Raw genomic sequence first — 19,694 nt, 5'->3', positions numbered from 1 at the left:
AATTTGCAAATTGTGTTGGCGGTCTATAAAGGCATTTGATACTTTCCGGCCCACTCTTTGCGACAGAATAAATGCAGATGAGAATCATTTTCATAAATGAATCTTGTCAGGATATTAAGAGACGCCTCAAACAGGGGAGGCGTTAAAGAATCGACGCCAGGCTGCCGCTATGAGCAGCCAGTAATAATAAAAGTCGGTGATAGCAAGCAGTAAAACCTTGCGGATGCAAAAGCTCCTGCACCGTAAAGGAACCCCAGCGGGGAATGAAACAGGCTGGCATAAAAGCCAGTAATTATAATGAGTGGAGTACCAACACAATGTCCATCATCACAAAAAAAAGCTTGGTAGCGGCAGGGATTTTAACTGCGCTAATCGCGGGTAATGTTGCTATGGCAGCAGATGTACCCGCAGGTGTTCAACTGGCAGAGAAGCAGACCCTGATTCGAAATAACGGTGCCGAGCCGCAGTCGCTCGACCCAAATAAGATCGAAGGGGTACCGGAAGCCAACGTCAGCCGCGATCTCTTTGAAGGCCTGCTGATTACCTCTCCGGTAGACGGTCATCCTATCCCCGGCGTTGCCGAGTCCTGGGATAATAAAGATTTTAAAGTCTGGACCTTCCATCTGCGTAAAGATGCCAAATGGTCTAACGGTGAGCCTGTGACTGCCGAGGATTTCGTCTATAGCTGGCAGCGACTGGTCGATCCAAATACCGCCTCGCCATACGCAAGCTATCCCCAGTACGGCCATATTGTTAACGTTGATGCGATTATCGACGGCAAAATGAAGCCGAGCGAGCTGGGCGTTAAGGCGATTGATGACCATACTCTGGAAGTGACCCTCAGCGAGCCGGTTCCTTACTTCTATAAGCTGCTGGTTAACCCGGCAATGTCCCCGGTAAATAAAACCGCCATCGAAAAGTTTGGTGAAAAATGGACCCAGCCAGCGAACATCGTTACCAACGGCGCGTTTAAGCTGCAGGACTGGGTGGTTAACGAACGTATTGTGATGGTGCGTAATACCAACTACTGGGATAACGGCAAAACCGTTCTCGATCAAATTACCTATCTGCCAATCTCATCCGAAGTGACGGACGTGAACCGCTACCGCAGCGGCGAGATTGACATGACCTATAACAACCTGCCGATCGAGCTGTTCCAGAAGCTGAAAAAAGAGATCCCGCAGGAGGTGCACGTTGACCCGTATCTGTGCACCTACTACTACGAAATTAACAACCAGAAAGCACCGTTTACCGATGCTCGCATCCGTACCGCACTGAAGCTGGGTCTGGATCGTGACATTATCGCTAACAAAGTGAAGGCGCAGGGCGATCTGCCTGCCTATGGCTACACCCCGCCGTATGCCGACGGTGCGAAGCTGACCAAGCCGGAGTGGTTCGGCTGGACGCAGGAAAAACGCAACGAAGAGGCGAAAAAACTGCTGGCTGAAGCAGGCTACAGCAAAGACAAGCCGCTAACCTTTAACCTGCTATATAACACCTCCGATCTGCACAAGAAGCTGGCGATTGCCGCCGCGTCCATCTGGCAGAAAAACCTCGGGGTGAACGTCAAGCTGGTGAACCAGGAGTGGAAAACCTTCCTCGATACCCGTCACCAGGGTAACTTCGACGTGGCCCGTGCTGGCTGGTGTGCGGACTATAACGAGCCGACCTCGTTCCTGAACACTATGCTCTCCGGCAGCTCCATGAACACCGCGCACTATAAGAGCGAGGCGTTTGACCGCATTATGGCCGATGCCGTGAAAGCCAGCGACGATGCAAAACGCAGCGAGCTGTACGATCAGGCTGAACAGCAGCTGGGCAAAGACTCGGCGATCGTGCCGGTTTACTACTACGTAAACGCGCGTCTGGTGAAACCATGGGTTGGTGGCTATACCGGTAAAGACCCAATGGATAACGTCTACGGTAAAGATCTCTACGTTATCAAACATTAATGGCAATATGTGGGGCAGGGCGTAACCGTGCTAAGACGCGGCGTCGCACTGCCCCATCGTGTCTTATTTTATCGCACTGCATACACCAGCGTTATTACGCTACGTGTATAAGGCACAGGCCAGAAGGTACGGGCAATGTTGAAATTTATTTTACGTCGCTGTCTGGAAGCAATTCCGACGCTCCTGATTCTTATTACCATCTCCTTCTTTATGATGCGTCTTGCGCCGGGTAGTCCGTTTACCAGCGAGCGCGCGCTGCCGCCGGAAGTCATGGCGAATATCGAAGCGAAATATCACTTAAACGATCCGATCATGACCCAGTATTTCAGCTATTTGAAACAGCTGGCGCACGGTGACTTCGGGCCGTCATTTAAATACAAAGACTATTCGGTCAACGATCTGGTCGCTTCCAGCTTCCCGGTCTCGGCAAAATTAGGCGCGGCCGCCTTTTTCCTTGCCGTAGTGCTGGGCGTGGCGGCGGGCGTGATTGCGGCGCTTAATCAGAATACAAAATGGGACTACACGGTCATGGGTTTTGCCATGACCGGGGTGGTTATTCCCAGCTTCGTGGTTGCCCCGCTGCTGGTGCTTATTTTCGCCATTACGCTGAAGTGGCTGCCGGGCGGCGGCTGGAACGGCGGAGCGCCGAAATATATGATCCTGCCGATGGTGGCGCTCTCCCTGGCCTATATCGCCAGCATTGCGCGTATCACCCGTGGGTCAATGATTGAGGTGCTGCACTCTAACTTCATCCGCACCGCCCGCGCCAAGGGGCTGCCCCTGCGCCGGATCATTCTGCGTCACGCCCTGAAGCCCGCGCTGCTGCCGGTCCTCTCCTACATGGGCCCCGCGTTTGTCGGCATCATCACCGGCTCGATGGTTATCGAAACCATCTACGGTCTGCCGGGTATCGGCCAGCTGTTTGTTAATGGTGCGCTGAACCGCGACTACTCCCTGGTGCTGAGCCTGACCATTCTGGTCGGCACGCTGACAATTTTGTTTAACGCGATCGTGGATGTGCTCTATGCCGTTATCGATCCGAAAATCCGTTACTAACGCTGGGGTACGCCATGATGTTAAGTAAGAAAAACAGCGAGGCGCTGGAAAACTTCAGTGAGAAACTGGAAGTCGAAGGACGTAGCCTGTGGCAGGACGCGCGCCGTCGCTTTATGCACAACCGTGCTGCAGTAACCAGCCTTGCGGTGCTGGTGCTGATTGCGCTGTTCGTCGCCTTTGCCCCGATGCTGTCGCAGTTCACCTATTTCGATACCGACTGGGGCATGATGTCCAACGCACCGGATATGGAATCTGGCCACTACTTCGGCACTGACTCCTCGGGCCGCGACCTGCTGGTGCGCGTCGCGATTGGTGGCCGCATCTCCCTGATGGTAGGCATCGCCGCCGCGCTGGTAGCGGTTGTTGTCGGCACGCTCTACGGGTCGCTCTCCGGCTATCTCGGCGGCAAAGTCGACTCGGTGATGATGCGCCTGCTGGAGATCCTCAACTCCTTCCCGTTCATGTTCTTTGTGATCCTGCTGGTGACCTTCTTCGGGCAGAACATTCTGCTGATCTTTGTTGCCATCGGCATGGTCTCCTGGCTCGACATGGCGCGTATTGTGCGCGGCCAGACGCTGAGCCTGAAGCGCAAAGAGTTTATTGAGGCGGCGCAGGTCGGTGGCGTTTCGACGGCCAGCATTGTGGTACGCCACATCGTGCCGAACGTGCTGGGCGTGGTGGTGGTCTATGCCTCGCTGCTGGTGCCGAGCATGATCCTGTTTGAATCCTTCCTGAGCTTCCTTGGTCTCGGTACCCAGGAGCCGCTCAGCAGCTGGGGCGCGCTGCTCAGCGATGGCGCAAACTCAATGGAAGTATCGCCGTGGCTGCTGCTCTTCCCGGCGGTATTCTTAGTGGTTACCCTGTTCTGTTTTAACTTTATCGGCGATGGCCTGCGTGATGCCCTCGACCCGAAAGATCGTTAAGGAGTGCTGTTAATGAGCATAATTGAAACCTCAGCGTCGTCGGTGACGCAGCAGCAATCTAACGTTCTGCTGGATGTCAACGACCTGCGGGTCACCTTTAAGACCCCTGATGGGGACGTAACCGCGGTCAATGACCTCAACTTTAGCCTGAGCGCCGGGGAGACCCTCGGCATCGTCGGTGAATCCGGCTCCGGTAAATCGCAAACCGCCTTCGCGCTGATGGGCCTGCTGGCCGCCAACGGCGTTATCGGCGGTTCGGCAAAGTTCAACGGCAGAGAGATCCTCAATCTGCCGGAGCGCGAGCTGAACAGGCTGCGTGCCGAGCAGATCTCGATGATATTCCAGGATCCGATGACCTCGCTCAACCCGTACATGCGCGTCGGCGAGCAGCTGATGGAAGTGCTGATGCTGCACAAAGGCATGGGCAAAGCCGAAGCCTTTGAAGAGTCCGTCAAAATGCTCGATGCGGTAAAAATGCCGGAAGCCCGTAAGCGCATGCGCATGTATCCCCACGAGTTCTCCGGCGGGATGCGCCAGCGCGTGATGATCGCTATGGCGCTGCTGTGCCGTCCGAAACTGCTGATCGCCGATGAGCCGACCACGGCGCTGGACGTGACGGTGCAGGCACAGATTATGACCCTGCTTAACGAGCTGAAGCGCGAGTTTAATACCGCCATCATTATGATCACCCATGACCTCGGCGTCGTAGCGGGCATCTGCGATAAGGTGCTGGTAATGTACGCAGGCCGCACCATGGAGTACGGTGCCGCGCGCAACGTCTTCTACCAGCCTGCGCATCCGTACTCTATCGGCCTGCTCAATGCCGTACCGCGTCTGGATGCGGAAGGGGAGTCTCTGCTTACCATCCCAGGGAACCCGCCGAACCTGCTGCGCTTGCCGAAAGGCTGCCCGTTCCAGCCACGCTGCCCGTATGCGATGGAAATTTGTAGCACTGCGCCGCCGCTGGAGGAGTTTGCCCCAGGCCGCCTGCGCGCCTGCTTTAAGCCGGTGGAGGAGCTGGTATGACTACCCAGACCGAAGAGAGAAAAGTTCTGCTCGAAATTGCCGACCTGAAAGTGCATTTCGATATCAAAGATGGCAAGCAGTGGTTCTGGCAGCCCGCCAAAACTCTGAAGGCGGTAGACGGTGTCACGCTGCGCCTCTACGAAGGGGAGACCCTCGGCGTGGTAGGCGAGTCCGGGTGCGGTAAATCGACCTTTGCCCGCGCTATTATCGGCCTGGTGAAGGCCACCGACGGTAAAGTCGCCTGGCTGGGCAAGGACCTGCTGGGAATGAAGCCCGACGAGTGGCGCGACGTGCGCAGCGATATCCAGATGATTTTCCAGGATCCGCTGGCGTCGCTGAACCCGCGAATGAATATTGGCGATATCATTGCTGAGCCGCTGCGCACCTACCATCCGAACATGCCGCGCCAGGAAGTGCGCGATCGTGTTAAGGCGATGATGATGAAGGTTGGCCTGCTGCCGAACCTGATCAACCGCTACCCGCACGAGTTCTCCGGCGGCCAGTGCCAGCGTATCGGCATTGCCCGGGCGCTGATCCTCGAGCCAAAGCTGATCATCTGTGACGAACCGGTCTCGGCGCTGGATGTGTCAATCCAGGCGCAGGTGGTTAACCTGCTGCAGAAGCTGCAACGAGAGATGGGCCTGTCGCTGATCTTTATCGCCCATGACCTGGCGGTGGTGAAGCACATCTCTGACCGCGTGCTGGTGATGTATCTGGGCCACGCGGTGGAGTTGGGAACCTATGATGAGGTTTACAACAATCCGCTGCACCCGTATACCAAAGCATTGATGTCGGCCGTGCCGGTTCCCGATCCCGATCTGGAGAAGAATAAACAGATCCAGCTGTTGGAGGGAGAGCTGCCGTCGCCGATTAACCCGCCGTCAGGCTGCGTATTCCGCACCCGCTGCCCGATTGCCGGGCCGGAGTGCGCCCAGACGCGTCCGGTGCTGGAGGGCAGTTTCCGCCACGCCGTTTCCTGTCTTAAGGTTGACCCGCTATAATCCCGCAGGGCTGGCACTAAGCCAGCCCTTTTTCATTGCGAGGGTTGCCCGTGTCAAACCAACCACTTTCACTGCGCCAGACGCTATTTCATCATCTCTTTGATCAGCAAACCCGCTCCGGTCGCCGCTTTGAAGCGTTGTGCGGTCTGCTGGCGCTGCTGAGCGTCATCACGATCTTTATTGAGTCCAGCATGGGCAGTCAGCTGACCTTTACGCCCCAGGAGTGGCGGCTTTTTATTTGGATAGAGGTTGGCTTTACCCTTATTTTTACCCTGGAATATCTTCTGCGGGTCATCGCATGGCCTAACCCTGTGCAGTACGTTTTTAGCTTCTGGGGGGTTATCGACCTGGCAACTATACTGCCGCTCTACGTTCTGTGGCTCTGGCCCGAGTTGGCTATTCACTACTTCTTCGCCTGGCGGGCGATGCGGGCGATACGCGTGCTGCGGATCCTGAAGCTGCTGCGTTATATGCCCGCCCTGCATAGCCTGTGGCGAGCGGTCATTAATGCCCGACACCAGCTTATTCTGTTCTATGCCTTTGTGGGTATTGTGATGGTATCAGCCGGGGCGCTGATGTATGCCATTGAGGGGGAGACAAGCGGCTTTACCAGCCTGGGCGTGGCAGTTTATTGGGCGGTGGTAACGGTGACCACGGTCGGCTACGGCGATATTACTCCCCATACGGTTGCTGGACGGTTTGTCGCCTCGATACTGATTTTAATTGGCTACTCGGTGATAGCGATCCCAACGGGGATCCTGACGGCGCAGATGAGCAGTGACATCCAGCAGAAGAAAAATGTTCGTCGCTGTCCGCGCTGCCATCTGCATGGCCACAACGCGGAGGCGCACTACTGTATGCGCTGCGGTGAACGGCTGTCGCAGGCAGATGAGGCGTAGCGCGGTCTTTACCGCGCCAGGGCATTACTCACGCCACAGGATGTGGCAAATTTTGTGATCTTTTTCGCGGCAGAGCAGGACGCGGGCAAAGATATCATTGATTTCGCCGCCGTCGGTATCCGCCAGGCCGATTACCACTTCCGAGAAGAAGTCCGGGTTCAGATCGTAATCGACATGCTCCTGCCAGTCCTCGGCCGGATCGAACAGCTCCGCGCCGCCGCGCTCTTCAAACTGCAAGTTAAAAAGAATCACGTCTGCCGGGTCGAGATTATCTACCGCCAGCTCAAGAAAAATATCGTAGGCCTGCTCAAGCGTTTCATCTTCAGTCAGGCGATTGTTTAGATCCATTTCCATAGTAACACCCTGGTTTAACCGCTGATGGGCACGTTTTACAGCAACGGACTAAAGAAGTAAAACAGTCGCTCGACGATCCGCTGCCATAGCGGGCGTTTTAGCCAGCGCTTCACGTCCAGCAGCCGGGAGCGGGAGATATAGTCATCCTGCACCGCCGCCAGATCGCTACCGAAACCGGCGTCGTCGATGACCAGCGTAATTTCAAAGTTGAGCCACAGGCTGCGCATATCGAGGTTCACTGTACCCACGAGGCTCAGCTCGCCGTCCACCAGCACGCTCTTGGTATGCAGCAGGCCACCTTCGAACTGATAAATCTTCACCCCGGCCGCCAGCAGCTCGCTGAAGAAGGCCCGGCTGGCCCAGCCGACCAGCAGGGAGTCGTTCTTGCGCGGCAGAATAATGCTTACGTCCACGCCGCGCTGGGCAGCGGTACAGATGGCGTGCAGCAGATCGTCACTCGGCACAAAGTAGGGCGTCGTCATGATCAGATATTCCCGCGAGGCGTAGACGGCAGTCAGCAGCGCCTGGTGGATCAGGTCTTCCGGAAAGCCAGGACCGGAGGCAATAGTATGGATCGTGTGGCCGCTGGCCTGCTCAAACGGCATGACATTGCCGTCCGGCGGCGGGGGGAGAATGCGTTTACCGGTCTCGATCTCCCAGTCACAGGAGTAGACTATCCCCATCGAGGTGGCAATCGGACCCTCCATGCGTGCCATCAGATCTACCCACTGGCCAACCCCCGCCTCCTGCTTGAAAAAGCGCGGATCGACAAGGTTCATACTGCCGGTGTAGGCAATATAGTTATCAATCATCACCATTTTGCGGTGCTGGCGCAGATCCATCCGGCGCAGAAAGACACGCATCAAGTTGACCTTTAGCGCCTCGACTACTTCAATGCCGGCGTTACGCATCATCGCCACCCATGGGCTGCGGAAGTAGTTAACGCTGCCCGCCGAGTCGAGCATTAAACGGCAGTGAACGCCGCGCCGGGCCGCCGCCATCAGCGATTCGGCCACCTGATCCGCCATGCCGCCGGGATGCCAGATATAGAACACCATCTCAATATTGTGGCGGGCAAGCTGGATATCGCGGATCAGCGCCTGCATGACATCGTCAGAAGAGGTCAGGAGCTGTAGCTGGTTACCCTTCACGCCAGCAATGCCCTGACGGCGTTCGCAGAGTTGAAACAGTGAGGCGGCTACCGGGCTGTTCTCTTCGGCAAAGATGTGTTTGCAGGCTTTAAGATCGTGGAGCCACTTGGCGGTGGAGGGCCACATCGCGCGGGCGCGCTCTGCCCGCCGCTTGCCAAGATGAAGCTCGCCAAACGAGAGGTAGGCGATGATCCCCACCAGCGGCAGAATATAGATAATTAACAGCCAGGCCATGGCCGAAGGGACGGCGCGGCGCTTCATCAGAATACGTAACGTTACCCCGGCAATCAGCAGCCAGTATCCCAAAATGACCAGCCAACTCACGACGGTGTAGAAGGTTGTCATAGTTAAAAAAATCCTTTTTAGTGCGCCATACATTGAGTGTACGCATAAGCATCCATCTGGCAAATAAAAACGGCTTAGAAAGCGCTGGTGCGGCGTCGGCAAGGGTCTATAATGAAACCTTCGTTATTAGCAGAGTTGCTGTCATGAAGCGTAGTAGAACGGAAGTGGGACGCTGGCGGATGCTTCGCCAGGCGGGTCGCCGCAAAGCCCGTTGGCTGGAAGGGCAGTCGCGTCGTAATATGCGCATCCACTCAATCAGAAAGTGCATGCTGAACCGCCAACGTAATTCGTTGCTGTTTGCCATTAACGCGTACTGAGATCGTCTGAGGGCACATTCTGGTGCCCTCAGTTTTACTCTTTAAAATACTTTCTTGTACGGTTTTACCGACACGTTCTGATAAACCCCCGCCGCCACGTAAGGGTCAGCTTCCGCCCAGGCCTTTGCTTCCTCCAGCGATTCAAACTCTGCAATCACCGTCGAACCGCTAAAACCTGCCGCGCCCGGATCGTTACTGTCTACCGCAGGCATCGGACCCGCTGTCAGCAGGCGACCTTCATCACTCAGCAGCTGCAGACGCGCCAGGTGCGCCGGGCGTACGGAGAGTCGTTTTTCAAGTGAATCGGCAATATCTTCAGCGTAGATCACATAAAGCACGGGCATAGCTCCTTAAATTATCAAATGACTCCTGGACGCTAACACACCTCGCAGGCTGCACGCTACCCTCATGATTTTATGCGACCTGAAATGCTAAAACCGGACAGGGTAAGCGTGCCCACACCCGTGAAAATGCGCGATAGATGTGATGGCTTATTGAATATGATTGCTATTTGCATTTAAAATCAGGGCCTGGCTTTTCAACTGAAACGATTATGACTGCAATGACCCTTGATCTACCTCGCCGCTTTCCCTGGCCGACACTGCTGTCCGTTGGTATTCATGGTGCTGTTGTGGCGGGCCTGCTCTACACGTCAGTACATCAGGTTATTGAACTGCCCGCTCCCGCGCAGCCCATTGCCGTCACTATGGTCACGCCTGCTGAGCTGGAGCCGCCTCAGGTTGTACAGCCGCCGCCCGAGCCGGTGGTAGAGCCTGAACCCGAGCCGGAGCCGGAGCCGATCCCCGAGCCGCCAAAAGAGGCGCCGGTGGTGATTGAGAAGCCAAAACCCAAGCCCAAGCCGAAACCTAAACCGAAGCCAGAGAAAAAGGTGGAGAAGAAGGTTGAGCAGCCGAAGCGTGAAGTCCGCCCGGTCGAGACGCGTCCCACTGCGCCGCTGACCAATACCGCGCCGTCGCGTCCGTTGACCAGCTCCGCCCCCGCTACCAGCAAGCCGGTAACTTCCGCGCCGACGGGGCCGAGAGCGCTGGCCCGTAACCAGCCGCAGTATCCGGCACGTGCCCAGGCGTTGCGCATTGAAGGCCGCGTACGCGTGAAGTTTGATGTCACCGCCGATGGTCGCGTGGAGAACGTGCAGATCCTCTCCGCCCAGCCGTCGAACATGTTTGAGCGTGAAGTGAAATCGGCGATGCGTAAATGGCGCTACGAGGCGGGAAAACCAGGCTCAGGTATGATCGTTAACATCGTATTCCGCCTCAACGGCGGGGCGTCGGTGGATTAAGCCCGACGAAACGGATAAGAAAAAAGCCTCCATACGGAGGCTTTTTTTATGCCTGAGGGGGAAGGGCGCGGGGCTTGCCCTCGCTGTCTACCGCCACATAGATAAACAGTGCTTCGGTGGCCTTGTAGCGCTGGCCGATTGGCTCCGATGAGACCTTCTTCACCCACACCTCAACATTGATAGTCACCGAGGTGTTACCACGTTTGACGCAGCGCGCGTAGCAACACACCACGTCACCCACGGCAACCGGACGCAGGAAGGTCATGCCATCGACTCGCACGGTGACCACGCGGCCATGGGCAATCTCTTTTGCCATGATCGCGCCGCCCATATCCATCTGCGACATCAGCCAGCCACCAAAAATATCGCCGTTAGCATTGGTATCTGCCGGCATGGCGAGAGTACGTAACACCAGCTCGCCCAGTGCTGCTTCGTTTACGTTGCTCATCAGGACTTATCTTCCTGCGGCAGGTGACGGTAGATATAGATCCCGCTCAGCAGGGTAAAAATCAGCGTCAGGGCGGTCAGGCCAAACACCTTGAAGTTGACCCAGATATTCTGCGGCAGCCAGAACGCGATATAGATATTGGCCAGCCCACAAACAATGAAAAAGAGCGCCCAGGCGATATTGAGCTTTGACCATACCGCTTCCGGCAGGGCGATCTCTTTACCCAGCATGCTCTGGATCAGCGGCTTTTTCATCACCCACTGGCTAAACAGCAGCGCACCCGCAAACAGGGCGTAGATCACGGTCACTTTCCACTTAATAAATTCATCGTTATGGAAAAAGAGCGTCAGCCCACCAAATACGGCCACCAGTACAAAGGTAACCAGCGCCATCTTTTCAACTTTACGGTAGCGTACCCAGCTATAGATCAGCACTATTGCCGTCGCCACGATCAGCGCGGCGGTACCGGCATAGATGTCATAGAGCTTATAAAAAGCAAAAAAGACAATCAGCGGTAAAAAATCAAGAAACTGCTTCATTCTTCGATTCCGTTTTAGGCGCAGCCTGCACGCGTTCGGCAGGCCGCAGGATGTTAAGGGCGGATCAGCATATAGAGACGATAAAGATAAACAAGCAGCGCCGCCGAGATCAAATTGCTTAATGTATTAGCCACGATAGCGCCTACTGTTGGCGTCAGCACGGTAAAGTTAGGGGCGAACATCAGCAGCAGTGTTTTAGCCAGCAGCCAACCCATCACCGCCGGGGCCACCAGGCGCATATTGCCCCAGCCCATACGCATGCTGTTACGGATAGACTGAAAGACGCCCATTTTATCCTGCACCATCATTACCGGCGCAAAGGCCAGCAGGATCGCGAGAATAACCCCCGGAACCACGATAAACATGATGCCGATCTGTACCATAAAGGTGGTCAAGAAGATCAGGATAAACAGCTTCGGCAGCACTGGCGCGCTGGCACCAATGGCCCGCAGGGCGCTGACTCTGTGGCCCGCTGAAATCAGCTGGATCATCAGCAGTATCCCGCCCGCGAGGATGGCGTTGCCAAATAGCCCGGAGAAGGTGGAGGCGGCAGAGGCACGCAGCAGCACCTGCTGCTGTTCCGGCGTCATGTTTTGCACCAGCTCAAACAGCCCTGCGCTTCCGGACAGGTTGTCACCCTCCCGCAGAATGGCCAGCTGTTCGTCGCTGGGTGAAAAAACATGGCCAAGCATTACCGTGATAAACGCACACAATAAGGCGATCAGTAAAATGGTGACGAACTGATTGCGAACAAAATTTCCCGTGTCACGGTAAACGGACTTCGCCGTGATAGACATGCACTCTCCTTGAGTAAACCGATGTTAATTTACTGGCAATTGTAACCTGGTTAGCGGCGGAGTGGCAGCACTCTGCCTTGTATGGAAAAGCATAGCTTTGTAAAACAGCGTTACTCTAAAAATTGATCTGAACCCAAATAGTTAGTTTGCTGATGCGTAAGGAAAATTAATCCAGATCAATGAATGTTATTTTACAGGGGTAAATGTGATCTGCATGGGATCACTTTGTACTTCAATGTAGGTATATTCACCGCGCCAGAATAAATAACCATATCAATGGAGCGGGAAATAATGAAAAAATTAGCGGTGGCAGCGTTGGTGTTAAGTGCATTTTCATCTGGGACATACGCTCATGACGCGGGCGAGTTTTTTGTGCGGGCCGGTTCAGCGACCGTGCGGCCAACTGAAGGGTCAGACAACGTTCTGGGAAGTCTGGGTGGGTTTAACGTCAGCAACAATACCCAGCTGGGCCTGACCTTTACCTGGATGGCAACGGATAACGTCGGCATTGAGCTGCTGGCTGCTACGCCGTTTCGTCACCATGTCGGTACCGGCCCGACCGGCAACATTGCGACCGTAGAGCATCTGCCACCCACGCTGGTGGCCGAGTGGTACTTCGGCGACAGCAGCAGCAAGGTACGCCCTTATATTGGCGCAGGTGTGAACTACACCACTTTCTTTGATGAGAAGTTTAACGACACCGGTAAAGCGGCAGGGCTTTCCGATCTCAACCTGACTGACTCCTGGGGTGCGGCGGGGGTAGTGGGGCTGGACTATCTGATCAACAGTGACTGGCTAATCAACGCCTCAGTCTGGTATATGGATATCGACACCGATGTGAAATTCAAAGCGGGTGGGGTTCAACAGACCGTCGATACCCGTCTCGATCCATGGGTGTTCATGTTTTCTGCGGGCTACCGCTTCTGATCCTGTCGCACAGGTGAGAAACGGAGTGCTGAAGGCCGTTTCTCACCATCACCTATTAACCTGCTCGCGTTGCCGCTTTCAAACTCTGCACAAACTCCGTCAGTTCGGTCAGCATCTTAACGGGCTTATCAAGGTTATTCTCAATAATCTTAACGATGGCGGAGCCGGAAATAGCCCCGGCTGCGCCTGCCTCCAGTGACGTTTTTACCTGCTCGGGCGTGGAGATACCAAAGCCCTGCAGCGGCGGTGCAGCATTGTACTCAGCTAGCTTCTCAACCAGGTGCTGCAGTGGCAGCGCGACGCTGTTCTCCGCCCCGGTTACCCCGGCACGAGAGAGCAGATAGGTGTAGCCGCGTCCGTAAGAGGCGATCTGGCGCAGCAGATCGTCATCGGCGTTTGGCGGGCAGATAAAGATCGGCGCCACGTTATGGCGCATCGCCGCCTGACGGAACGGAGCAGACTCCTCTACCGGCACGTCCGCCACCAGCACCGAATCAACGCCCGCTTTTTCACACTTAGCGTAGAACTCATCAATGCCCTGGCTGAACACCAGGTTGGCGTACATCAGCAGGCCGATAGGGATGGTCGGGTGCTTCTGGCGCACAGCGGCCAGCATCTCAAAGCACTGGGCCGGAGTCGTGCCAGCGGCAAAGGCGCGCAGGGTGGCATTCTGGATTGTGGGGCCGTCGGCCAGCGGGTCGGAGAAGGGGATCCCCAACTCCAGCGCGTCGGCACCGCCCTCAATCAGCGCATCGATAATCTTCAGCGACTGCTCGGGAGAGGGATCGCCCAGGGTGACAAAGGGAACAAACGCACCCTCTTTGCGATCCTGCAGGCGCTTAAACAGCTGCTCATAACGTTCCATCACATCTCCCCTCGTGCTTTTAAAATATCGTGAACCGTAAAGATGTCTTTATCGCCGCGGCCAGAGAGGTTAACCACCAGCAGCTGCTCTTTTTCCGGGTTTTCGCGCATCATCTTCAGGGCGTGGGCCAGGGCGTGAGAGGACTCCAGCGCCGGAATGATCCCTTCGCTACGGCACAGCAGCTTGAACGCCGCCAGCGCTTCATCATCGGTAATCGATACGTAGTCCGCGCGGCCAATGCTGTTCAGATGTGCGTGCTGCGGCCCAACGGAGGGGAAGTCCAGCCCGGCGGAAATAGAGTAGGACTCTTCAATCTGTCCATCCTCGGTCTGCATCATCGGTGACTTCATGCCGAAGTAGATACCCACCCGGCCATGCTTCAGCGGTGCACCGTGCTCGCCGGTCTCAATGCCGTGACCCGCTGGCTCGACGCCGATCAGCCCCACGCTGCTCTCTTCAATAAAGTCAGCAAACATGCCGATGGCATTAGAGCCGCCGCCGACGCAGGCGATCACCGCATCCGGCAGACGTCCCTCTTTTTCGAGGATCTGCGCTTTGGTCTCTTCGCCAATCATGCGCTGGAACTCACGCACGATGGTCGGGAACGGGTGCGGACCCGCTGCCGTGCCGAGCATATAGTGCGCCTTGTCGTAGCTGCCGGACCAGTCGCGCAGCGCTTCGTTACAGGCATCCTTCAGCGTGGCGGAGCCGCTGTAGACCGGGATGACTTCAGCGCCCATGAGACGCATACGGAAGACGTTTGGCGACTGGCGCTCGACGTCTTTCGCCCCCATGTAGATCCGGCACTTCAGGCCGAGCAGGGCGCTGGCAAGGGCTGAGGCAACGCCGTGCTGGCCCGCACCGGTCTCGGCAATGATCTCGGTTTTACCCATGCGCTTGGCAAGCAGCGCCTGACCCAGCACCTGGTTAGTTTTGTGCGCGCCGCCGTGGAGCAGATCTTCGCGCTTAAGATAGAGCGTGGTTTTGGTGCCCGCGGTCAGGTTTTGACATTTGGTGAGCGCGGTTGGACGCCCGGCGTAGTTTTTCAGCAGATCGCTGAACTGAGCCTGAAACGCCGGATCTTTCTGGGCGCTGACAAAGGCCTCTTCCAGCTGGCGCAGGGCAGGCATCAAAATTTGCGGAACGTACATGCCGCCAAATTCACCGAAGTAGGGATTAAGCAAAGTAGTCATTACAGATTCCTTAATAGGCACGCAGGGTACGGAAAACCGAGGCCAGCTTGCTGGCATCTTTAATACCCGGTTCAGATTCCACACCTGAATTAAAATCGAGTCCGGCACAGCCCGCCTGTGCCGCCGTCACGCAGTTATCTGCGCCAAGGCCACCGGCCAGCATGACGTTATCCAGCGTCTGTCCGGCCAGCAGAGACCAGTCAAAATGCTGGCCGCTGCCGCCCTGGCCGTTATCAAACAGGTAGCGGTCAACGTGGTTCAGATTGCGGGGCGGGAGCGTATCCCCGACGCTCAGCGCTTTCCAGATCGCCACCTTGGCCGGCAGCGCGGTGCGCAGGGCATCAATATAGGCCTGATCTTCGGCACCGTGCAGCTGCACGGCAGCAAGCTGGAGCCTGGCCGCCTTTTCGACCACCGCCTCAACGGGTGCATTGCGGAAGACACCCACGTAGCGCAGAGGCGCTGCGGCAATCACCGTCTCGGCGTGCGCATCCGTCACGAAGCGCGGGGATTCCGGGACAAAGATCAGTCCACCGAAGAGGGCACCAGCCTCAAAGGCGGCCTGGGCATCCTGAGGGCGCGTCAGCCCACACACTTTGTTCTCTCCTAGCAGCACGCGCTTGATGGCGGCGGCGAGATCGTCCTGCTCCATCAGCGCCGATCCGATTAAAAAGCCGTTGGCGAAATGGCTCAGGTCGCGCACCTGGGCATAGGTATTAATTCCCGACTCGCTGATCACCGTGACGCCCGCGCCGAGGCGAGGAGCCAGCTGACGAGTGCGGTTCAGATCGATAGAGAGGTCGCGCAGGTCGCGGTTATTGATACCCACTACCTTTGCTCCCAGAACGATGGCGCGCTCCAGCTCCTCTTCATTGCTGACTTCGGTAAGCACGCCCATCTTCAGGCTATGGGCCACCGCAGCGAGTTGGCGATACTGGTCGTCATTGAGGACCGACAGCATCAGCAGGCAGGCGTCCGCCTGATAGAAGCGCGCCAGGTAGATCTGATAGGCCTCGATAATAAAATCCTTACACAGGATCGGCTGGGGCGCGACGGCGCTCACCTGTGGCAGAAAATCGAAGCTGCCGTGAAAATACTTCTCATCCGTCAGCACGGAGATGGCCGACGCATGGTGTTTATAGATGTTAGCGATCCGCACCGGATCGAAATCGTCGCGGATCACCCCTTTAGACGGCGAGGCTTTTTTACATTCGAGAATAAACGCCGTCCGTGCACCCTGCAGAGCGTCGTAAAAGCTGCGCGTGGCAGGCACAATATCGCTCTGAAAACTGGCCAGCGGCTGCTGCTGTTTACGGGCGGCGACCCAAATCGCCTTATCCGCGACGATTTTTGCTAAAACGGTTTCCATTACTTACCCTCTTGCCGCAAGTGCGGTGACTTTGTCATAGGCAGCACCGCTGCGCAGTACGTCCAGAACCTTTTGCGCATTGGCCCGCAAATCCTCTTCTCCATGCAGACGCATCAGCATCGCCACATTCGCCGCGACGGCGGCCTCGTGGGCGGCTTCACCTTTACCTTGTAGTAAGCGCGTCAGAATGTCACGGTTTTCTTCCGGGGTACCGCCCGCCAGCGCCTCCTGACGATAGGGCGTCAGGCCAAAGTCGGTGGCTTCCAGCTGATAGCTGCTGATATCGCCGTTGTTCAGCTCGGCAACCAGCGTCGGAGCATGGAGGGAGACTTCATCCATGCCGCCGCTGTGTACCACCGCCGCCCGGCGGTAGCCCAGCACCCGCAGCGTCTCGGCAATCGGCAGTACCAGCTCCGGGCTGTAGACGCCAATCAGCGCCAGCGGCGGGTGGGCGGGGTTAATCAGCGGACCCAGCACGTTGAACAGGGTGCGGGTCTTAAGCTGCTGGCGCACCGGCATCGCGTGGCGGAACCCGGTGTGGTACTTCGGCGCAAATAGGAAGCAAACCCCTAGCTCGTCCAGCGCGGTACGGGACCTATCCGCGTTCATATCGAGATTGATGCCAAACGCCGCCAGCAGATCCGACGAGCCGGAGCGGCTTGAGACGCTGCGGTTGCCGTGCTTCGCGACTTTCAGGCCACAGGCGGCGGCAACAAAGGCGCTGGCGGTGGAGATATTGATACTGTTGCTGCCGTCGCCGCCGGTGCCGACGATATCGGCAAAGGCGTAATCCGGACGCGGGAAGGGTGCCGCGTTCTCCAGCAGCGCAGTGGCTGCTCCGGCGATCTCGTTAGGATGCTCGCCGCGAATTTTCATGCTCACCAGCGCCGCCGCCAGCTGCTCCGGCTTCAGCTCGCCGCGCACCACCGCCGAGAAGAGCTGGTGGCTCTCCTGCTGGCTCAGGGTCTGCGCCTGGTAGAGTTTCTCCAGGATCGGTTGCAGGGTGTTGCTCTGCTCCAGCTTCTGCTGCGCCCAGGCCAGGGTCTGCTCCAGCAGGCGTGCGCCCTGGGTGGTCAGAATAGACTCCGGATGGAACTGGAAGCCGCAGACGCGATCGGCGTCGTGACGCACCGCCATCACCATGCCGTTGAAGTGGGCGTTAATGGTCAGCCCCGCCGGCACGTTGCTGCCGACCAGCGAGTGGTAGCGCGCTACCGGCAGCGGGTTGCTCAGCCCGGCGAACATCGCCTGGCCGTCGTGCTCAATGTTCGACGCTTTACCGTGCAGAATTTCTCCCGCCTGGCCGACATAGCCGCCGTAGGCTTCGACAATCGCCTGATGGCCGAGGCAGATACCAATGATCGGCAGCTTGCCGCGCATGCGGGTTAACAGCTCTGGCATACAGCCAGCTTCAGAAGGCGCACCTGGGCCTGGAGAGAGCATCAGGACCGGGTTCTCCATGGTCGCCAGGCGGTCAATCAGCGTCTGGGCTGGCACATGGTTGCGGTAGATCACCACGTTGTGGCCGCTGGCGCGCAGCTGGTCGGCAAGGTTATAGGTAAAAGAGTCAATATTATCGAGCAGCAGAATGTCAGCCATCAGAACGTCTCCTGAGCGTGGTGTGCGGTGGCAATGGCGCGCAGGACCGCGCGGGCTTTGTTGCGGGTTTCATCGGCTTCAGATTGCGGGACAGAGTCCAGCACCACGCCAGCGCCCGCCTGGACGGTGGCCACACCGTTTTCAACGTAGGCGGAGCGGATCACAATGCAGGTATCGAGATCGCCATGGGCGGTGAAGTAGCCCACCGCGCCGCCGTAGCTGCCACGACGGGAGCCTTCCGCCTGGGCGATAAGCTGCATAGCACGCACCTTCGGCGCGCCGCTTAGGGTGCCCATGTTCATGCAGGCCCGATAAGCATGAAGCACGTCGAGATCGTTACGCAGTTCGCCCACCACGCGGGAGACCAGGTGCATCACAAACGAGTAGCGATCGACCTTGGTCAGGTCGGCAACGTAGCGGCTGCCCGGCGTACAGATGCGGGCCAGATCGTTGCGGGCCAGGTCAACCAGCATCAGGTGTTCAGAAAGCTCTTTATGGTCGGTGCGCATCTCCAGCTCGATGCGGCTGTCGAGATCGCGATCCAGCGAGCCGTCGGCCCGGCGACCGCGCGGGCGCGTCCCGGCAATAGGGTAGATCTCAATCTGGCGCGATTGCGCATCATACTTCAGCGAGCTTTCCGGCGATGCGCCGAACAGGGTGAAGTCATTATCCTGCATAAAGAACATATAGGGGCTAGGGTTGCTCTTCTTCAGCACGTCGTAGGCTGCCAGCGGCGACGGGCAGGGCAGCGAGAAGCGGCGGGATGGCACCACTTGGAAGATCTCTCCGGCGCGAATGGCTTTTTGCATCTCGCGTACGACCGCACCAAACTCCTCGTCGCTCTGGTTGCATTCGCAGCGCATAGACGCCACCGTCTCCACCGGCAGCGGCGCGGGAGGCTGGCTAAGCTGCTGGCGCAGCTCAGCGATGCGCTGGGTCAGGCGCTGCTGTTCAGCCTCGGAAGGGGTGAACAGGCTCGCCTGAATGCGAGTCTGCTGCTGCTGGTGATCGATAACCAGGAGGGTTTCAGCCAGGTAGAAGCAGAAGTCCGGGCAGCCATTCTCCTGCGCCAGCGCAGGCAGATCCTCAAAACCGGCGACCAGATCGTAGGCGAAGAGGCCGCCAAAGAACATGGCCTCCCGCTCTTCCGTTGGAACGGTAACCAGCTCCTGAAGCAGGCGAAAGGCATCAAACACCGACAGGGAGCAGAGGCGGGCATCTTCGTCGAGCAAATTGCTGACCGGCGGAAAATGCAGAACGCGACCATCTGGGCGAACGTTATTCGCTACACCAGCGGGCAGGGCGGCGTCCAGCAGCGGCAGCAGCGACGCGCCGTTAGCCGTCAGCGCCTCAATGGTGACAGTGTCACCTAATGCGGTAATGCGCAGCGCACTATCCACCAGCAGCAGGCTTTTAAGATCATCTTTGCTGTCGATATCGGCGGATTCCAGCAGCAGCGTTGCCGGGCGATCCGCGCACAGCTGATGAAACAGGGCGGTCGGGTTCTCCCGATACGCGGCGTGGTCTGTGAGAAGCTGAAGTGCAGGTTTTGGCATTGGCATAGTCATTCTCATCCGGTCATTATTCTGTTCAAAAAAAAGCCCGCTCAGTTGGCGGGCCGGGGTATCTGTCT

At 57.3% G+C, this 19,694-nt stretch carries 20 protein-coding genes and 1 other annotated feature (1 of these 21 running past the window's edge); of the genes, 9 read left to right on the top strand and 11 right to left on the bottom strand.

Annotation, left to right across the window (positions count from 1 at the left end; all coding sequences use genetic code 11):
* Positions 1–317 precede the first annotated feature (317 nt).
* The 6 genes from oppA to RTN40_RS01740 all read left to right on the top strand — a co-directional run bounded on the left by oppA (position 318) and on the right by RTN40_RS01740 (position 6,857).
* The gene (oppA, locus tag RTN40_RS01765) at positions 318–1,952 is read left to right on the top strand and encodes an oligopeptide ABC transporter substrate-binding protein OppA (RefSeq protein WP_312226937.1); all 1,635 of its coding nucleotides are present in this window, start codon (positions 318–320) and stop codon (positions 1,950–1,952) included.
* 135 nt (positions 1,953–2,087) lie between these two features.
* Entirely contained in the window at positions 2,088–3,008 is a 921-nt protein-coding gene (gene oppB / locus RTN40_RS01760) for an oligopeptide ABC transporter permease OppB (RefSeq protein ID WP_154056637.1), read from the top strand.
* 14 nt (positions 3,009–3,022) lie between these two features.
* Positions 3,023–3,931, top strand: a complete 909-nt coding sequence (gene oppC, locus RTN40_RS01755; RefSeq protein ID WP_312226936.1) for an oligopeptide ABC transporter permease OppC — start codon at positions 3,023–3,025, stop codon at positions 3,929–3,931.
* 12 nt (positions 3,932–3,943) lie between these two features.
* Complete coding sequence (locus RTN40_RS01750; protein ID WP_312226935.1) at positions 3,944–4,957, top strand: ABC transporter ATP-binding protein; 1,014 nt, start codon at positions 3,944–3,946, stop codon at positions 4,955–4,957.
* Positions 4,954–5,958, top strand: a complete 1,005-nt coding sequence (gene oppF, locus RTN40_RS01745) for a murein tripeptide/oligopeptide ABC transporter ATP binding protein OppF (RefSeq protein WP_144814808.1) — start codon at positions 4,954–4,956, stop codon at positions 5,956–5,958. Before RTN40_RS01750 ends, oppF begins: the two co-directional genes overlap by 4 nt.
* Positions 5,959–6,008: 50 nt before the next feature.
* Positions 6,009–6,857 carry an ion transporter gene (locus RTN40_RS01740; protein WP_312226934.1) on the top strand — a complete coding sequence of 283 codons (849 nt, stop codon included), beginning with the start codon at positions 6,009–6,011 and terminating at the stop codon, positions 6,855–6,857.
* A gap of 24 nt (positions 6,858–6,881) precedes the next feature.
* Here RTN40_RS01740 and RTN40_RS01735 read toward each other — a convergent pair whose 3' ends face one another.
* Positions 6,882–7,211, bottom strand: coding sequence for an HI1450 family dsDNA-mimic protein (locus tag RTN40_RS01735; RefSeq protein WP_103820010.1), 330 nt, complete (start codon positions 7,209–7,211; stop codon positions 6,882–6,884).
* A gap of 35 nt (positions 7,212–7,246) precedes the next feature.
* Positions 7,247–8,707: a cardiolipin synthase gene (gene cls / locus RTN40_RS01730; protein ID WP_312226933.1), complete on the bottom strand. Its 1,461-nt coding sequence runs from the start codon at positions 8,705–8,707 to the stop codon at positions 7,247–7,249.
* Positions 8,708–8,850: 143 nt separating this feature from the next.
* Between cls and RTN40_RS01725 the strand changes: the two genes are divergently transcribed.
* Entirely contained in the window at positions 8,851–9,024 is a 174-nt protein-coding gene (locus tag RTN40_RS01725) for a YciY family protein (protein WP_312226932.1), read from the top strand.
* 41 nt (positions 9,025–9,065) lie between these two features.
* Here the strand turns inward: RTN40_RS01725 and RTN40_RS01720 are convergent, their stop codons facing one another.
* Positions 9,066–9,362: a YciI family protein gene (locus RTN40_RS01720; RefSeq protein WP_312227200.1), complete on the bottom strand. Its 297-nt coding sequence runs from the start codon at positions 9,360–9,362 to the stop codon at positions 9,066–9,068.
* A gap of 224 nt (positions 9,363–9,586) precedes the next feature.
* Between RTN40_RS01720 and tonB the strand changes: the two genes are divergently transcribed.
* A complete protein-coding gene (tonB, locus tag RTN40_RS01715; protein WP_312227199.1) occupies positions 9,587–10,324 on the top strand; it encodes a TonB system transport protein TonB in 738 nt (245 codons plus the stop codon).
* Positions 10,325–10,370: 46 nt separating this feature from the next.
* Here tonB and yciA read toward each other — a convergent pair whose 3' ends face one another.
* From yciA to RTN40_RS01700, 3 genes are read right to left on the bottom strand one after another with little or no spacing between them, the layout of a single operon-like run.
* Positions 10,371–10,772, bottom strand: a complete 402-nt coding sequence (yciA, locus tag RTN40_RS01710) for an acyl-CoA thioester hydrolase YciA (RefSeq protein WP_312226931.1) — start codon at positions 10,770–10,772, stop codon at positions 10,371–10,373.
* On the bottom strand, positions 10,772–11,311 hold the full coding sequence (locus tag RTN40_RS01705; protein ID WP_312226930.1) for a septation protein A: 540 nt from the start codon (positions 11,309–11,311) through the stop codon (positions 10,772–10,774). The genes yciA and RTN40_RS01705 overlap by 1 nt, the downstream gene beginning before the upstream one ends.
* A gap of 53 nt (positions 11,312–11,364) precedes the next feature.
* On the bottom strand, positions 11,365–12,108 hold the full coding sequence (locus RTN40_RS01700) for a YciC family protein (RefSeq protein WP_312226929.1): 744 nt from the start codon (positions 12,106–12,108) through the stop codon (positions 11,365–11,367).
* A 291-nt stretch (positions 12,109–12,399) separates the two neighbouring features.
* Here RTN40_RS01700 and ompW point away from each other — a divergent pair, with 291 nt between their 5' ends.
* Positions 12,400–13,035, top strand: coding sequence for an outer membrane protein OmpW (ompW, locus tag RTN40_RS01695; RefSeq protein WP_312226928.1), 636 nt, complete (start codon positions 12,400–12,402; stop codon positions 13,033–13,035).
* A gap of 55 nt (positions 13,036–13,090) precedes the next feature.
* Here ompW and trpA read toward each other — a convergent pair whose 3' ends face one another.
* Genes trpA through RTN40_RS01670 form a run of 5 tightly spaced genes read right to left on the bottom strand, consistent with a single transcriptional unit; the run spans position 13,091 to position 19,623 of the window.
* A complete protein-coding gene (gene trpA, locus RTN40_RS01690; RefSeq protein ID WP_312226927.1) occupies positions 13,091–13,900 on the bottom strand; it encodes a tryptophan synthase subunit alpha in 810 nt (269 codons plus the stop codon).
* Positions 13,900–15,093, bottom strand: a complete 1,194-nt coding sequence (gene trpB / locus RTN40_RS01685; protein ID WP_312209513.1) for a tryptophan synthase subunit beta — start codon at positions 15,091–15,093, stop codon at positions 13,900–13,902. The genes trpA and trpB overlap by 1 nt, the downstream gene beginning before the upstream one ends.
* A gap of 10 nt (positions 15,094–15,103) precedes the next feature.
* On the bottom strand, positions 15,104–16,462 hold the full coding sequence (gene trpCF, locus RTN40_RS01680; protein ID WP_312226926.1) for a bifunctional indole-3-glycerol-phosphate synthase TrpC/phosphoribosylanthranilate isomerase TrpF: 1,359 nt from the start codon (positions 16,460–16,462) through the stop codon (positions 15,104–15,106).
* 3 nt (positions 16,463–16,465) lie between these two features.
* Positions 16,466–18,061: a bifunctional anthranilate synthase glutamate amidotransferase component TrpG/anthranilate phosphoribosyltransferase TrpD gene (gene trpD, locus RTN40_RS01675; RefSeq protein ID WP_312226925.1), complete on the bottom strand. Its 1,596-nt coding sequence runs from the start codon at positions 18,059–18,061 to the stop codon at positions 16,466–16,468.
* The gene (locus RTN40_RS01670) at positions 18,061–19,623 is read right to left on the bottom strand and encodes an anthranilate synthase component 1 (RefSeq protein WP_312226924.1); all 1,563 of its coding nucleotides are present in this window, start codon (positions 19,621–19,623) and stop codon (positions 18,061–18,063) included. Before RTN40_RS01670 ends, trpD begins: the two co-directional genes overlap by 1 nt.
* Before the next feature lie 30 nt (positions 19,624–19,653).
* Positions 19,654–19,694, bottom strand: a sequence feature (Trp leader region); it runs 55 nt beyond the window's last position.

This window comes from Pseudescherichia sp. (assembly GCF_031987975.1).
Classification (GTDB): Bacteria; Pseudomonadota; Gammaproteobacteria; order Enterobacterales; family Enterobacteriaceae; genus Pseudescherichia.
This window is presented reverse-complemented; position numbering and strand designations above follow the sequence as displayed.

What these genes read in the sequence shown, in the direction of transcription:
- RTN40_RS01700 (WP_312226929.1), bottom strand. Translation starts at nt 12,108, where the DNA reads ATGTCTATCACGGCGAAGTCCGTTTACCGTGACACGGGAAATTTTGTT.
- RTN40_RS01750 (WP_312226935.1), top strand. Translation starts at nt 3,944, where the DNA reads ATGAGCATAATTGAAACCTCAGCGTCGTCGGTGACGCAGCAGCAATCT.
- RTN40_RS01735 (WP_103820010.1), bottom strand. Translation starts at nt 7,211, where the DNA reads ATGGAAATGGATCTAAACAATCGCCTGACTGAAGATGAAACGCTTGAG.
- oppC (WP_312226936.1), top strand. Translation starts at nt 3,023, where the DNA reads ATGATGTTAAGTAAGAAAAACAGCGAGGCGCTGGAAAACTTCAGTGAG.
- tonB (WP_312227199.1), top strand. Translation starts at nt 9,587, where the DNA reads ATGACCCTTGATCTACCTCGCCGCTTTCCCTGGCCGACACTGCTGTCC.
- RTN40_RS01705 (WP_312226930.1), bottom strand. Translation starts at nt 11,311, where the DNA reads ATGAAGCAGTTTCTTGATTTTTTACCGCTGATTGTCTTTTTTGCTTTT.
- trpD (WP_312226925.1), bottom strand. Translation starts at nt 18,061, where the DNA reads ATGGCTGACATTCTGCTGCTCGATAATATTGACTCTTTTACCTATAAC.
- cls (WP_312226933.1), bottom strand. Translation starts at nt 8,707, where the DNA reads ATGACAACCTTCTACACCGTCGTGAGTTGGCTGGTCATTTTGGGATAC.
- oppF (WP_144814808.1), top strand. Translation starts at nt 4,954, where the DNA reads ATGACTACCCAGACCGAAGAGAGAAAAGTTCTGCTCGAAATTGCCGAC.
- trpCF (WP_312226926.1), bottom strand. Translation starts at nt 16,462, where the DNA reads ATGGAAACCGTTTTAGCAAAAATCGTCGCGGATAAGGCGATTTGGGTC.
- trpB (WP_312209513.1), bottom strand. Translation starts at nt 15,093, where the DNA reads ATGACTACTTTGCTTAATCCCTACTTCGGTGAATTTGGCGGCATGTAC.
- trpA (WP_312226927.1), bottom strand. Translation starts at nt 13,900, where the DNA reads ATGGAACGTTATGAGCAGCTGTTTAAGCGCCTGCAGGATCGCAAAGAG.
- RTN40_RS01725 (WP_312226932.1), top strand. Translation starts at nt 8,851, where the DNA reads ATGAAGCGTAGTAGAACGGAAGTGGGACGCTGGCGGATGCTTCGCCAG.
- RTN40_RS01670 (WP_312226924.1), bottom strand. Translation starts at nt 19,623, where the DNA reads ATGCCAATGCCAAAACCTGCACTTCAGCTTCTCACAGACCACGCCGCG.
- oppB (WP_154056637.1), top strand. Translation starts at nt 2,088, where the DNA reads ATGTTGAAATTTATTTTACGTCGCTGTCTGGAAGCAATTCCGACGCTC.
- ompW (WP_312226928.1), top strand. Translation starts at nt 12,400, where the DNA reads ATGAAAAAATTAGCGGTGGCAGCGTTGGTGTTAAGTGCATTTTCATCT.
- oppA (WP_312226937.1), top strand. Translation starts at nt 318, where the DNA reads ATGTCCATCATCACAAAAAAAAGCTTGGTAGCGGCAGGGATTTTAACT.
- yciA (WP_312226931.1), bottom strand. Translation starts at nt 10,772, where the DNA reads ATGAGCAACGTAAACGAAGCAGCACTGGGCGAGCTGGTGTTACGTACT.